Genomic DNA, 14,466 nt, shown 5'->3' with positions numbered 1-14,466 from the left:
ACAACCATTAAGTAGGGTAACTATCCGTTAGTACCCGATTGATATATACATATTCCGGCAGCGATTGTAACTTTTGTAACAATGCAGCCGGAATTTTTGTTGGTCCTGATAGTGCACCGGCTACCTGCCCTGCTATGGAAGCGTTTGTATCCGTATCTCCACCAGCTGCAATGATCTCCTCAAACATATGCTGCATACCAACATGCTCCACCCTGGAAGCGGCAAACAAGGCCAACGGCACAGAATTCACTACATAGCCATTATTACCTAATACAGCCACTTCCTTTATTCCGACCTCACTTCCGAACTTCTGAATATCCATCATTCTATCTCGTAGACGCGTATCCGGTAGTTGCGGAATCAGGATATCAAAAAGTGTGGTTTCAGTGGTCCAGGTGCCAGCTATGGCAGCACGTATCGCCAACACTACAGCCAGCGCACCAGTATAAGCTTCTTCATTTTTATGTGTTATCCGACAGGCCTCTCTGATGTCCTCTCGCGAACGGCTACTCCAAAACGCAAAAGGCGCTACTCTCATAGCAGCACCATTTCCTGCACTATATTCTCCACTGCTCCCGGCATAACGCCAATGTATACCCGCAGATAGATCCTTCATTGCTTTTAATGTGCTGGCCCCGATACCTGCCATTCTGTTTGTTTTAAAATACTGCAGGAATTGTGCTGCCAGTGCGTCCGCATCACCTCCCTGCGATAATACCTCACAGGTAGCAAGCGTTAGCCAGGTATCATCGGTCAGCATCCAACGCGGAGCCTGAGGCTCGATCTTGCCCAGGTAAAAAGTCCGTTGATCACTTTTGGTGGCTACGTTTTCAAAACAACTACCCCACGCATCGCCAATAGCGCCACCCAAAATACAGCCTTCAAATCGCGCCCGCTTACTTAATTTCGCAACCATACTGTAAAATAGTAATATATCAGGAGAATAGTGCATGGCATGGACCCTCTCCACCGAACAGCTCCCCAATCCCGTTTTTTTTTATTATATTCACCACATGTCAAAATTCAAAGATGTAGTGGTAACACTATCAAAAAAGCATCCTCAAACAGCTGAACCGGTGCAGGCCGGGCATACGTTTGTTATCGGCGTATTAGGTAAAAAGTCTGCCTACTACGAAATAGCAACCGAGCAGTTAAACAACCTTCATAATGATGATTTGCAAAAAGCGTTGTTTCAACTACTTCACCCACAAACCCCGCACCACTAGTCAATCTATTTCCAACACAAACAAAAACCTGCGCAGATCGCAGGTTTTTTGTTGCCGGAAAAATTTTGTACTAACTGGTAAAGAATATACCTTTGGGCTAAAATAACCACAGCATGTCAGGCAGACCTAAAATATTCGATGATCAGGAAGTGATTGGCAAAGCAGCCGATCTCTTCTGGCGGCAAGGGTATGAAGCTACTTCTACGGAAGATCTCCTGGCGGAAATGGGCATCGGCAAAGGCAGCTTTTACCTGGCATTTAAAGGAGGCAAAAAAGAACTCTTTGAAAAAGCACTGGCACAACACAGCGAAAATGCCATTGCCCGGTTTAAAAAAGAACTGGACGAAACGGAAGACTCTATTGAATACATCCGGCAATTTTTCCGCAGGATTACAGAGAGCCCCAAAAAAATACACCAGCGGGGCTGCATCATGGGCAACGCCATCGCAGAATTATCTAACACCGAAATCCTGCTGATGAAAAAAGCAGTGCACCACCTGCAGGACCTGGAAGGTCTTTTCCTGAAAGCCTTGCTGCGTGGCAAAGAACAAGGCAAACTCACCTCAAAGCTGGAACCCCCACTGCTAGCCCGTTTATTACTCAATAACTGGAACGGACTAGGTATTACCCGGAGAATTTATCCGGATAACGAATCCCTCGCTGCCATCATAGAAACGCAATTGAAAATATTGGAATAGATCCTGATAAAGTTCAGCTCATCTGTTCTGCTAACAATGTAAACAGCAAACTAATTTCATTAATTATTTTGTACCATTTAGTACAAAACAAACAATCCTTTCATGGAAAAAACCGTACCACTCGCCAAAGCCACCGCTCTGCTATTTGCCGCCGCCAGCGGATGCGCTGTAGCTAATGTATACTATGCACAACCATTGCTCAACACCATGGGGCAAGACCTCCATATCAGATCAGGTGCAGTAGGTATTGTTGTCACCATCACGCAAACAGGCTATGCCCTGGGACTACTATTACTACTGCCCTTAGGCGACCTGTTTAACCGCCGCCGCCTGATCGTTACCCAACTGTTACTCGCAGTGGTGGCCTTATTGTTAGTCGCCTGGGCGCCTGCCCAGCCTCCCTTCTTTGCCGGCATCGCCGCCGTTGGATTACTGGCCGTTGTCACTCAAACACTGGTGGCCTATGCTGCTACGCTGGCGGCTCCTGCAGAACGTGGGCGTATCGTAGGACTCGTTACCAGCGGAGTGGTACTGGGCATTCTGCTCGCCCGCACCATCTCCGGCACTCTCGCTGATCTCGCCGGATGGAGAGCGGTATATGTCTTCTCCGCAGTCCTGATGCTACTCACAGCCATCGCACTATTCAGGGCGCTGCCCAAAAATGATCCCGATAAAGTAGCCGCTTCCTATCCCCAACTGCTGGCCTCCGTTTTCCGGCTTTTCTTCGAAGAACACATCCTCCGGGTCCGCGCCATGATCGCCATGTTCATCTTCGCTGCCTTCAGTGTGCTATGGACTTCCCTCGTGTTACCCCTCAGTGCTCCCCCCTATCAGTTCACGCATACCGTAGTGGGCATGTTTGGTCTGATAGGCGTAGCCGGCGCGCTGGGAGCCACCAGAGCCGGACATCTCGCCGATCGCGGCCTTGGACAATGGACCACAGGCGTAGCACTCACCCTGCTCCTCCTTTCCTGGATACCCGTTAGTTTCACCACACAATCCATCTGGGCACTCATTGCTGGCATTATCCTCCTCGATCTGGCTATACAGGCAGTACATGTCACCAATCAAAGTATGATCTACCAGATCCGCCCGGAATCACGCAACCGCCTCGTAGCAGGCTATATGCTCTTCTACTCCATTGGCAGCGGCATAGGTAGCATTGCAGCCACCACTACGTATGCCCATGCGGGGTGGACAGGTGTATGTATACTCGGTGCTGCCATCAGCGCCATGGGATTAATATTCTGGGCAATCACCCTCCCCCGCAGCAACAGGCATACAACACAACCCACCACCAACACTCATGAAACACACGCAGATCAACACGCTTAAAAACAATAACTTTGGGGTCCAGCAAATCATCTTCGTCATGCCACATATACCCATTTACCAGGTAGATGCTTTCACCGATGAACTGTTCCGCGGCAACYCGGCCGCAGTTTGCCAACTGGAAGCCTGGTTACCAACAGATATCCTGCAGAAAATAGCCGCTGAAAACTTTCTGCCGGAAACCGCATTCTTTATACCCTCTGCACAGTCCGGCCACTATGAACTCAGGTGGTTTACACCCGAAATAGAAATGGATCTCTGCGGACATGCGACCCTCGCCACAGCACATGTACTCTTTAATCACCTGGGCTGGGACATGCACCAGCTCACCTTTCATACACAAAGCGGCCCCTTGGCTGTGAGCAAAAATAAAGACCTGCTCACGCTCAACTTTCCGTCAAGACCCGCGACAACGGCTTCTCTCCCACCTGAAATACTCAAAGGCATGGGTGTATACCCTATGGAAGTACTCAAGGCAAGAGATTATATACTCGTGTATCATGACGAAGAAATTATCCGAAACCTGCAGCCAGACAAAGCCATACTGGACCAGATCAACCTCGACCCCGGTGGCATTATCATCACTGCCAAAGGAAAAGAAGTGGATTTTGTATCCCGCTTTTTTACTCCACAAGCCAGCATCTTTGAAGATCCGGTAACCGGATCCGCCCATTGCTCCCTCATACCTTTCTGGAGCGCACAACTAGACAAGAAGGAAATGGTCGCGTTACAGCTATCTGCCAGAAGAGGAAAATTATACTGTGTAGATGCCGGCGATCGCGTATATATTGGTGGCCACTGCAAGACTTACCTCGAAGGAAATATTTTTGTACCTTAAACAAATGAGATCACTCCTTATACCATTCTGCCTGCTCATCGGCATGGCCCAAAGCCGCACTGCTACTGCGCAAAGCTTACCGGTAGTAGATAATACTGTCACTACTTTCATGAAGCAGTATCATATTCCCGGCATGGCCATCGCCATTACACACCATGGTAAACTGGTATATGCGAAAGGCTACGGTTACGCAGATACGCTGCAACAAACCACTGCAACTACCAATAGTTTATTTCGTATTGCCAGCGTTTCGAAATGTATAACGGCTACGGCTATACTTACATTAGTGGATGCTAAAAAACTGTCGCTCGATGCGACTGTGTTTGGGAAGAAAGGCGTACTCGATACCATCTATGGTCAACCACCCTACCCGGAAAAGCTGCGGAAAATTACCGTCCGTCAACTGCTGCAACATACTGCCGGTGGCTGGACCAACAACGGCACAGATCCTATGTTCAGCCACCCTGCTATGTCGGAAGATGAACTGATTTCATGGACCATTACCCATCAACCACTGGAAAATACGCCCGGCTCTGTATACGCCTATTCCAATTTCGGTTACTGCATACTCGGCAGGATCATCGAAAAAGTATCCGGCATGCCTTATGATGCCTACGTAAAAAAAGCAGTGCTACAACCCTGCGGTATCACCACCATGCAGATAGGTGGCAACACCTTAGCGCAAAGAAAACCAAATGAAGTAGTGTACTACGGACAGCATGGCGAACAACCCTACATTTACAATATTACCCGCATGGATGCACATGGTGGCTGGATTGCTTCCGCTACTGATCTTGCCCGCCTGCTGGTACACGTAGATGGTTTCCGTACTCCGGCAGATATACTCACAGATACTGCGATCACTGCTATGAGCACTCCTTCCACCGCTAATCCCGGCTATGCCCTGGGATGGGCCGTGAATCCCTATCACAACTGGTGGCACTCCGGTTCACTCCCCGGCACTGCCAGCGAAATCATTCGCTCTCATCATGGATTTACCTGGGTAATGCTTTGCAACACCCGCACCGATAGCAGCTTTTTTAATGACCTCGATGGACTGCTCTGGGAAGCAGTGAATGATCCCAATACGCCCTGGCCTGCTGTGGATTTATTCACCGGTAAATAATCTATTTTTTCTTACGCCCCACCCATAACAGGGCATCTTCATACATTTTATTCTGCAGGGAATCGGTAAATATTTTATCGCCATGTCCCATATTAACATACAGCATATTGTATTTCTTATTGGTCCATACAACCGGGATATCACCGGAAGTCAACAGGTTCTTTTTTCCCAGCGGATAATTCGCAACATCTAGGGTGACCAATACTTTTACATCTTTACTCAACCGGGGGCTGGGATCCCATTGGTACCACTCATTAGCAGGACTAAGATAGTCAGCGGGTAAATGCCGTGTCACCGGGTGATTGGTAGGATCCACATGCAATTTTGCCGGTAATGGCGGCCAGTTGTTATTTACAAAAACGGCTCCGCCCAGGAAGTTTACAAACCAGGGCCACTGCGTATATTTATCGTTGTAGCCCGCCACATGAAATCCAATCCATCCACCGCCATGTTCCATATAGGTGCTGAAAGCAGCCCGCTGCTCCGGTGTGGTGGGGAAGAAATTTAACCACAGCACTACCTGGTACTTACTCAATACTGCTGCATTCATTTTAGACCAATCCGTAGTAGTATCAAACTGAAAATTTCTTTCCACCGCCAAACGTTTGAAATAAACCAGCGCATCATTTGCAAAATCAACATGGTCCGGCTCTACATGGAGATTATAAAAGGCAAGTACTTTAAAGGCAGGTGGCTTGTTAACAGCTGCTGCTGCGAAGCTGATATGTAACAACAGGCATAATAACAATGGGCTTTTCTTCATCATAATTGTGTATTTGTGTTTAATTAATAGCGGGTATCTTTTACATACTACGTGGGAACAAATGGCAATGACGGGCAATAGGAAGTCCGGGGCAATGCCCATCAAATAAAAACGTAAACGCGTATACGAAAATTGGTGCAGGGCAGTTTCACTACACCTACTGCAGGGTAATTCCCAGGCTACTTAACGGCGACCCAGAAAATAGCATTCTGAAACAGTTGTGTATAAGCCGGATCATCCAGCAATGCGGGGCCATGCCCCATAAAAATGTATATATTCTTTGCCTTTACATGCTCGTTAGTCCATACCACCGGATGATCGCCCATCTTTTTGTCAGAGGCGGGCACATAGGAAGATTCATCTACGCTGGCCAGTACATGTACCTGCGGCCGCGGGCTTTTATCGTAGGTATACCATTCTTCTTTTTTAATAATAAAGGGAGATATAATGCCCTTCATTACCGGATGCTTTTTATCTTCTATCGTCACTTTACCATCGGCAAAGTCAGGGATATAATTGGTAAAACGAATGCCTCCCATGAAGTTGTAAAACCAGTTCCACATAGGGAAACCATCAAACTCCCCTAGCAAGGTTGCGTGGTGAAAACCTATCCAGCCACCACGGCCTTCAGAAACGTATCGCTCAAAAGCCGCTGCAGCCTCCGGCTTCCAGCCATAGGGTGCGTAATCCAGTTGAATGAACAACTGGTAATTTTTCAGATAAACATCATTGATACTGTCTGTGTTATTAATATAGTTGACCTCAAAATGATTCTTCGCAGCGAGTTGGTCCAGCCATACCCGGGCGGCTTTAGAAAATGCTACGTGATGTCCACCGTTTTCATATAGCACCAACGCAGTGAAGGCGGGCTTACCAGCCACCGCTTTCTTCCCGCGCAGCGAGGTATTAATCTGGTCCAGCAGATATTCCTTTTCGTCAGAAGAATATTCCCAGAACATCACTCCTGCCATTTTATGCGTCGTCACATAATCGCACTTATTTTGCACTGACTGCTCATCATCGTAGGTGATAAACTCTCGTGTGGTTGGGTTAAAAAGATAAGGTGCCTGGGCACTTTCATCGCGGTAAGCAATGAACCCATTTTTATTCACCAGGCTATCTTTCGTAAACGTATAGCCTTTACCGAAAGACTGTGATACAATCTTTCCACCCAGCCCGGTGCCGGTGCTATCAGCCAATATAAAACGCCGGCCGTAAAAGGCGATTCCCATCACCAGTTTATTTACCGGTACACCTGCTGCTACGTAGGCTTTCACTGCCTTATCAGCAGAATGCCCCGCAGGATTGCCGGCAGCGGTCATCAGGTTGGTATGATGGCCAGCATTTTTATCTGAATAAAAATCATAGGTCATCAGGTTGATGTAGTCCAGGTATTGCTGGGCTTTTCCCATCTCTGAAGTTTCCAGGAAAGACTCAAAGCCACCAACAGCCGTTGTCAGCAATTTCTTCTGATGTGTTTCTTTCTCCAGCTTATTCAACTCCGCCCGCAAGGCAGCAAACATCAGCGTATAATTCTGCTTGTCTTCCGGACGATATACGTTGCCGGTTTCACCGGGTCTGGCTGGATATTCCCAATCGATATCTACCCCATCCAGTGCATATCTCCGGATAATATCCACTGCACTGGCAGCAAACGCCCGGCGGGCAGTATCTGTTAACACCGCATCTGAAAAATTAGCACTCCAGGCCCAACCCCCAATAGAAATCAGGATCTTTAAATCGCGATTCTTTTCTTTCAGCAGATTTAACTTGCGCAGGTTGATCGTATCTGTTTTCTCATTGCTTAACACCGCGCGGTTATGCTGCACATTTACGAATGCGTAATTGATATGCGTCAGCTTATTGGCCGCAATTTTGTCAACGTCTACCAGGCCACGGAAGCCACCTACATAACCAATAATCACCGGCTTCTCCTGCTCTGCCGTGTTTTTTTCAAATACGCGCAGAGCAGGTGTAGTAGCGTTAAGTAAAGCCGGGAGTAGTAGCATTAAAAAATAGATACCTCCTTTCTTTGGTGAATGCAAATACTTCATAACCTCTTGTTGAAATGAATATTTTTGTAGCATGCTAGATTTTTAATCTTAATTTCTTTTTCTCCAGGAATCCCACTATAATGATCAGTACAAAGGCCACCGCAAAAGAGCGGAAAATACCGCCTATACCACTGTTGAGCCATTGCGGATAATGAAAACCTACCAGCGAATAAAGTGAGTACAACAAATAAGGCATCAGGTAGCAGGTCAGCGTGCTGGTACCCGCCGGTTTGATGATCCTGAACCAATGAAATTTACCTTTCACATCTACCAGGAAAATCAGCAACTCAAACACCAGGATACCAATACCTCCGCAAATCAATACCCAGGCCGGCGTAGATCCGATCTTTGAAATACCACCGGTATAAGGCCGTACCAGGAATCCCAGTACAATGGCGCCTATACCTATCAGCGCAAAAACCGGCCATACTGCGTTGGTGCGTCCTCGTTGGAGCAACCTGCTGTACAAGGCAGACATAAATGCACCGCCCAGGATCAGCGTAATAGAAGATGCATCGCCGATAATCCACAGCCAGAAAGGAAACCAGCCTCCATGCGTGCCCAGGTTAATAGCCAGGAATACCAGCAGCGCTATCAGCAACAATTCGAAGCGACCCCGGATCAGCAAATACACTGTAGCACTTACCAGGTAAGCCCATCCTATAATACCGAGGATACCACCCCAAGACTGCTGCATGCCATGCGGATGTTCCGCATCACCACCCTTATAGAGCCAGGCCATCGATGCCAGCAACACAATCCCCGCAGCAGTCAGGCTATACCTGAGTGTTTTAGACATCGCTGCCGGATAATCCAGCCATACCAGGAAAAAGCTGAGCGTAATAATAATTTCCCACACCGCATAAGGTAACACAGCTGCGGAGCTGTAGCTTTCCAGGTTGACATGGAAGAAGCCCATTACAATCAACGCTACCGATCTCAATACGATATGCGTTTCAATTTTCAAAAACGACTGCTGCTTTTGTATGCGATACCCAATGGCATACGGAATAGAAAGTCCCACAATAAAGAGAAAGGTAGGAAATACCGTGTCTGCAAAGCCCATCCCGTCTTCATCTCCCCGGACATGTTCTATCCAGGCCGGGATATTACTGACTCCACTTACATCATTCACAAAAATCATCAGCAACATGGTAATGGCGCGAAATGCATCAATAGATAGTAATCTGCTTGTTTTGATTGACATGTGATTTGGTTATGTACTCTCAATATAATTCTATTCTTTCGCCATTGCAGTGACAGCCTGCAGAAACCAGGCGGAATGCGGAATCCATTGCTCCGTCCATCGCCACTCATTACCATTGTCTTCTTCTTTGAAATCAATACCGCTACCATCACCACTTCCCTTGTGACCGGTGATCCCGTTGGAAACACCGCCCTTACCGGTACCATGCCCGTATAATGCTTTCATATAGGGCACATTGTTTTTTCCATAACCATACAGGAAACACATATCATAAGGGTTTTCACCCAGGATCCACGACAACTGATGAGCAGCATAATCCGCCAATGGTGCACGTACACCCCAATTACCTTTGGCCGGATATACCAGTCTCCCGCCGCTGATAGCCGCTGCTGCCAATGATCCCAGCCGCGCATTTTCTCCCTGCCACCACCAGCCGGTTTCATTTTCATGCGGTATAAAAAATCCAGCCTTTACGGTACCGTGGTATTTAAAATGCTGCCGCGCATATCCATAAGGATTACTCACGCTGCCGGTGACCGCCAGGTTGTAATCCAGGGCTTTACGAATGGTGGTTAACGCCGTATCACGGTAACGGCTATCTTTTTCCTTATCAAGATACCGTACCAGTGCAATCACTGGCAGCCCCGCATCGGAGGCATGGAAGAAAGGCCGGTCGCCATCGTCTGCTATAAAGTAACCTGTGGGAGATAAACGCCGTGTCAGATTACCGGCGCGCTGCCGCGCTTCATTTCTGTAAAGCGCACTGTCGGTGGCAATCCATAGTTCAGTTGCCGCCATCAATGCACAATAATCATCTATGATATTTTCTTTCCCGTCATCATCATACTCCTTATTATGTATCAACAAATGGGCAAAAGCTCTCTTAGCCCCATCGAGATACTGAGCTGCGGTAAAGTCGCCGTTCTTTTTCCAGCGGGCAATTCTCGCCAATGCTGCAATCCCCATCCCACCGCCTTCCCGGAAGGCGCACTGGTAATCAGCCGTGGTGACACTGTTGGCCAGCAAACCAACGATTCTCCTTGTATGTGCATCTTTATTAAAATAGCTGAACACCGTCATGTAGAAATAGTTGCTGTCGGACAAGGCACGCATCATATAATCCGCTCCCCACAGGGCTTCCTGCTCTGCCGCTGTTGTTTGTTGTAAAGAAGACAGCAACTTCGGCGCGGTTTCCCGCAGGTTAATCAATGACCAGGTCACCAGCGGGATTTGCTGCGGTGACATGAAATTGGCGTAGGCCAGGTGAGAAAAATACTTGCTGACGTCTCCGGAAGCATCACACCAGCCTCCACGGATATCTACCCGCTTATCACTGCCATACAATAACACACCTTTATCGGCATCTTCTTCTTCAGGTGTATTGGCCCGCTGTCCTTTATAAAAGTGTAAGATGGCCGGTACCGCTTTTAATGCCAGTACATTATCCCCGATTTCAAAAGGAGCAGAAGTATAAGTAACCTCTTTAACGGTAATGGTTATACGGTAATTACCCGCTGCCCGGAAGAAGGAAAAATCCGCCCGGTAATAATATTTACCGGCAAACCATTCCGGTACCTGTGCCGCTTTATCGGTCTTACCGATATACACGACTTCATTATCTGCTGTATTTTGCACAGAAAAGTGCAATGGTACCGGCAGCGGCACGTCACTACTTACAACGGCAGTTTTCGGACCACGGCTATCATAAGCCACCTGGTTCACATGAATAACAGATTGAGAGAATGCCGGCCATGAAAACAATACTTCTAAAATGATATACCCCAGCAAACGAGTCATAGGCGATCTTAAATTTAAACAGTGGTTTTACAGTTACCTTTTTAACGTGGATCAGGAAAAAATTGGTGGACCTCAGTGCCATTCCTGTGAAAACAAATATCCGGCTTAATCCCTTCACCTGCTATTTTTCCACCTAAACATTCCCTCTACCAATACTGATAATCAATTGATTCCGGATATTTATTACCCCTACAATACCACTACATGAGAAATTTCCGGAAGAAAAACCCTATTTTGTTTTGGTCTATGCATCGAGTCCTKATATTCCTTTTACTTTTCATTTGCCTTTCCATACCTGCCGGAGCACAAAACACGATCGGCCTGCCGGACATCATTAATTACAACAGCCTGGACTTTCACGCAAGTGCAGATATAAGATGTATCCGACAGGGCAGCAATGGCATTTTGTACATGGCCAACAACGATGGCCTGCTCACCTTCAATGGCAGATACTGGAAACTACACCGGCTCCCTAATAAAGCGGAAGTAAGATCTGTGGCAGTAGATCCCACGGGAAAAATTTACGTAGGCGGACACGATGAAATTGGTTACTTCTTCCCGGCAGCTAATGGTACACTGGAATACCATTCCCTGAAACACCTCATCCCACCGATAGATCACCAGTTTGCAGACATCTGGGATATCATTATCGCCGGTGATGTGGTTTATTTCCGGACTATAGAAAGCATTTTCGAACTGAAACAAAACAAAATCACCTTCTTCGATGCGCCCGGTGGTTGGCTCATGATGACCTGGGCCAACCATCAGTTATATACCACCGACCGCACCCTGGGCCTGCTGACATTAAAAAATGGTAAATGGGAGCCTGCCTGCAATAACATACCCACTACCAGCCTGCGTATTAAAGATATCACCGCCTACAAAGGCGATACCTTGCTGGTAGCTTCTCTTAATAATGGTTTATTTCTGCTCTGTAATAATACTCTCCTGCCACATAAAACCAGTATCGATCCCATTTTGCAAAACGACCGGATCAACTGCGCCTGGAAAATAGCAGATAACCAATACGTCATTGGCACTATTGGCAATGGCCTGTTTATCCTGGATGAGAAAGGACGTCTCTTCCAGCGTTTTTCCCGCAGCGAAGGACTCCAAAACAATAATATCTTTTGTCTTTCTCCTGATAGAGACCACAACCTCTGGCTGGGACTGGAAAATGGCATCGATCTCGTTAACTACAGCACTTCCCTCCGGCATATCTATCCCGATAAAAACAACGGGGTATCCGGCAGTGCCATCACCGTTTTCAATCATCAGCTGTACGTAGGTACCTCCAATGGCTTATTTACGCTCCCGTTAAATCCGGAAGAAAAAGATCTCAGCGCCAACAGCGGCACTTTCACAGAAGTAGCACATACCAAAGGCCAGGTATGGGGCTTGCAGGAAGTAAATAAACAGTTGTTAATGGCGCACCAGGATGGCGCCTTCCGGATCAGTGATGGCCAGGCCACTCCGCTGGCAGATAAAGGTACCTGGTCTTTTTTACCACTGGAACAAGTGGCTGGTTATCAGCCATCCGTTATCGCGGGCACATATACAGGTTTGTTATTGCTCCCTTACACCAACGGCATACTATCAGATGATATCGTAAAAATTGACAGCCTGTATGAATCCATGCGTTTCCTGGCAACGGATAATAACGTCATCTGGGGCTCCCATCCTTATCGTGGCGTCTTCCGCATGGAACTATCGCCAGATAAAAAAAAGGTGATACATAAAACTATCCTGACACAAAAAGACGGACTACCTGCCGGCACCAACAACTATGTTTATCATGTAAAGAACAGAATCGCTATTGCCACCGAAAAAGGCGTGTATGAATACAATGCCGCCACTCACAAAATGGCACCATCGGCCTATTTCAAACCTTTTTTTAAAGATATGCCGGTCCGCTTTCTGACAGAAGATAAAGAAGGCAATATCTGGTTTGTCAGTAATCAACTGATCGGTGTAGTGGACTTCAACCATCCGGCAGACAGCAGTTATTTTTCGCTGATCTGGTTTCCGACGCTTCCTGCGCAGGCGCCAGCCAGCCCCGGTTATATTTATCCTTACGATAAAGAAAATATTTTCATCTGCTCCAGCAAAGGCATTTATCATATCAACTACCTGCAGTACATGAATGCCAGCACACATCTCAATGTGCTCCTGAGCAGTGTTACCGCCTTGTCGCCGAAAGACAGCCTGATTTTCGGAGGCTATACCAGCACAGCCGCGGAAAACATCGCACGTCTGCCCAAGCAATGGAACTCTTTTCACTTTGAATATACCGCTAACGTATATCCACAAAAAGACAACGTTGAATTCAGCTGCAAACTCAACGGCTTCGATCGGGATTGGTCCGATTGGTCACCCCGCACAGAAAAAGATTATACCAATCTCTCGTATGGCACCTATACTTTTTCGGTGAGGGCACGCAACAGTACAGGTAACATCTCAGATGCCGTCAGTTACACGTTTGAAGTGATGCCGGCCTGGTATCAAACCGGATGGGCATATGCTGCCTATGTACTTCTTGCGCTGGGGCTGATTTTCGGGTTACTCGAGCAACATAAAAAACGGGTACGCCATCTGCAACAGCAACATGATGCCGCACAGAAACAATTAAATTACCTCCACCAGCTGGAACTATATAAAAATGAAAAAGAAATCATTGCGCTGCAGAATGATAAACTGACCTCTGAAGTCAATCTGAAGAATAAAGAGCTGGCCACCATTACCATGCACATGGTAAACCGTGGTAAGCTGGTATCCCGCATCCGGGAAGAACTGTCCCTGCTCCTGAAAAAAACAGGCCTGTCAAATGCTGCCAGCGAATTTAAGCCCATCCTCCGGTTGCTGGAAGATGCAGAAAAAGGTGACAACGACTGGGAACAATTTGCCGCGCACTTCGATGAAATACATCATAACTTTCTCCATATCATAAAAAAGAAATATCCCATTTTAAGTGCCACAGATCTGAAACTGTGTGCCTACCTCAAATTGAATTTAAGCTCTAAAGAAATTGCACAACTGATGAATATTTCCGTAAAAGGAGTAGAGATCAGTCGTTATCGTCTCCGTAAAAAACTACAACTGGAAACAACCGTCAATCTTTTTGATTTCCTGATAAGCGTTACTGCATAAGGCTTCCAGCGCACATAAGGTGAAATTAATGTCGTTAATAGGACATTAACAGGGCCAATTAATGCTTTGTTAACGCTTTCATTAGTCCTTCCCGCTTTACTTGCAACATATTCCGGCCTCATAGCCGGAAAAAACAATTAAGGTGAATGCAAAACCTTGGGAGAAGCCGGGAAAGCCGGGTTCTCCTCTTTTTAACACCAGGATGCCCGCTGATACACAAAAACTATAAATGCCATGCGCTGCACCTTTCATTATTCCACCGTTAATAACAAACAGTA

The 14,466-nt window shown here is 47.0% G+C and carries 11 protein-coding genes; 6 read left to right on the top strand and 5 right to left on the bottom strand.

What is annotated here, in order from left to right:
• Positions 1-7: 7 nt before the first annotated feature.
• Positions 8-916, bottom strand: a complete 909-nt coding sequence (locus AC1DCV_RS23400; RefSeq protein WP_477025412.1) for an ADP-ribosylglycohydrolase family protein — start codon at positions 914-916, stop codon at positions 8-10.
• Between the two features lie 97 nt (positions 917-1,013).
• On the opposite strand from AC1DCV_RS23400, the gene AC1DCV_RS23395 reads away from it, so the two are divergent.
• The 5 genes from AC1DCV_RS23395 to AC1DCV_RS23375 all read left to right on the top strand — a co-directional run bounded on the left by AC1DCV_RS23395 (position 1,014) and on the right by AC1DCV_RS23375 (position 5,220).
• Positions 1,014-1,226: a hypothetical protein gene (locus AC1DCV_RS23395; protein ID WP_441574369.1), complete on the top strand. Its 213-nt coding sequence runs from the start codon at positions 1,014-1,016 to the stop codon at positions 1,224-1,226.
• A 113-nt stretch (positions 1,227-1,339) separates the two neighbouring features.
• On the top strand, positions 1,340-1,924 hold the full coding sequence (locus AC1DCV_RS23390) for a TetR/AcrR family transcriptional regulator (protein ID WP_477025411.1): 585 nt from the start codon (positions 1,340-1,342) through the stop codon (positions 1,922-1,924).
• Positions 1,925-2,026: 102 nt separating this feature from the next.
• The gene (locus tag AC1DCV_RS23385; protein ID WP_477025410.1) at positions 2,027-3,259 is read left to right on the top strand and encodes an MFS transporter; all 1,233 of its coding nucleotides are present in this window, start codon (positions 2,027-2,029) and stop codon (positions 3,257-3,259) included.
• Between the two features lie 37 nt (positions 3,260-3,296).
• Positions 3,297-4,094: a PhzF family phenazine biosynthesis protein gene (locus AC1DCV_RS23380; protein ID WP_477025409.1), complete on the top strand. Its 798-nt coding sequence runs from the start codon at positions 3,297-3,299 to the stop codon at positions 4,092-4,094.
• Between the two features lie 4 nt (positions 4,095-4,098).
• Positions 4,099-5,220, top strand: a complete 1,122-nt coding sequence (locus tag AC1DCV_RS23375; RefSeq protein WP_477025408.1) for a serine hydrolase domain-containing protein — start codon at positions 4,099-4,101, stop codon at positions 5,218-5,220.
• 1 nt (position 5,221) lies between these two features.
• Here AC1DCV_RS23375 and AC1DCV_RS23370 read toward each other — a convergent pair whose 3' ends face one another.
• The 4 genes from AC1DCV_RS23370 to AC1DCV_RS23355 all read right to left on the bottom strand — a co-directional run bounded on the left by AC1DCV_RS23370 (position 5,222) and on the right by AC1DCV_RS23355 (position 11,041).
• Positions 5,222-5,986, bottom strand: coding sequence for a ThuA domain-containing protein (locus tag AC1DCV_RS23370; RefSeq protein ID WP_477025407.1), 765 nt, complete (start codon positions 5,984-5,986; stop codon positions 5,222-5,224).
• Positions 5,987-6,162: 176 nt separating this feature from the next.
• A complete protein-coding gene (locus AC1DCV_RS23365; protein ID WP_477025406.1) occupies positions 6,163-8,037 on the bottom strand; it encodes a glycosyl hydrolase family 18 protein in 1,875 nt (624 codons plus the stop codon).
• Between the two features lie 34 nt (positions 8,038-8,071).
• On the bottom strand, positions 8,072-9,244 hold the full coding sequence (locus AC1DCV_RS23360) for a DUF5009 domain-containing protein (protein WP_477025405.1): 1,173 nt from the start codon (positions 9,242-9,244) through the stop codon (positions 8,072-8,074).
• A gap of 30 nt (positions 9,245-9,274) precedes the next feature.
• The gene (locus tag AC1DCV_RS23355) at positions 9,275-11,041 is read right to left on the bottom strand and encodes a glycoside hydrolase family 9 protein (protein WP_477025404.1); all 1,767 of its coding nucleotides are present in this window, start codon (positions 11,039-11,041) and stop codon (positions 9,275-9,277) included.
• 246 nt (positions 11,042-11,287) lie between these two features.
• On the opposite strand from AC1DCV_RS23355, the gene AC1DCV_RS23350 reads away from it, so the two are divergent.
• Positions 11,288-14,188: a ligand-binding sensor domain-containing protein gene (locus AC1DCV_RS23350; protein WP_477025403.1), complete on the top strand. Its 2,901-nt coding sequence runs from the start codon at positions 11,288-11,290 to the stop codon at positions 14,186-14,188.
• Positions 14,189-14,466: the final 278 nt, after the last annotated feature.

This window comes from Chitinophaga sp. 10T418 (genome assembly GCF_056394125.1).
Note: the sequence above shows the minus strand (reverse complement) of the source record. Positions and strands in the feature narration are given on the sequence as shown.

What these genes read in the sequence shown, in the direction of transcription:
- AC1DCV_RS23390 (WP_477025411.1), top strand. Translation starts at nt 1,340, where the DNA reads ATGTCAGGCAGACCTAAAATATTCGATGATCAGGAAGTGATTGGCAAA.
- AC1DCV_RS23365 (WP_477025406.1), bottom strand. Translation starts at nt 8,037, where the DNA reads ATGAAGTATTTGCATTCACCAAAGAAAGGAGGTATCTATTTTTTAATG.
- AC1DCV_RS23385 (WP_477025410.1), top strand. Translation starts at nt 2,027, where the DNA reads ATGGAAAAAACCGTACCACTCGCCAAAGCCACCGCTCTGCTATTTGCC.
- AC1DCV_RS23355 (WP_477025404.1), bottom strand. Translation starts at nt 11,041, where the DNA reads ATGACTCGTTTGCTGGGGTATATCATTTTAGAAGTATTGTTTTCATGG.
- AC1DCV_RS23395 (WP_441574369.1), top strand. Translation starts at nt 1,014, where the DNA reads ATGTCAAAATTCAAAGATGTAGTGGTAACACTATCAAAAAAGCATCCT.
- AC1DCV_RS23360 (WP_477025405.1), bottom strand. Translation starts at nt 9,244, where the DNA reads ATGTCAATCAAAACAAGCAGATTACTATCTATTGATGCATTTCGCGCC.
- AC1DCV_RS23375 (WP_477025408.1), top strand. Translation starts at nt 4,099, where the DNA reads ATGAGATCACTCCTTATACCATTCTGCCTGCTCATCGGCATGGCCCAA.
- AC1DCV_RS23400 (WP_477025412.1), bottom strand. Translation starts at nt 916, where the DNA reads ATGGTTGCGAAATTAAGTAAGCGGGCGCGATTTGAAGGCTGTATTTTG.
- AC1DCV_RS23370 (WP_477025407.1), bottom strand. Translation starts at nt 5,986, where the DNA reads ATGATGAAGAAAAGCCCATTGTTATTATGCCTGTTGTTACATATCAGC.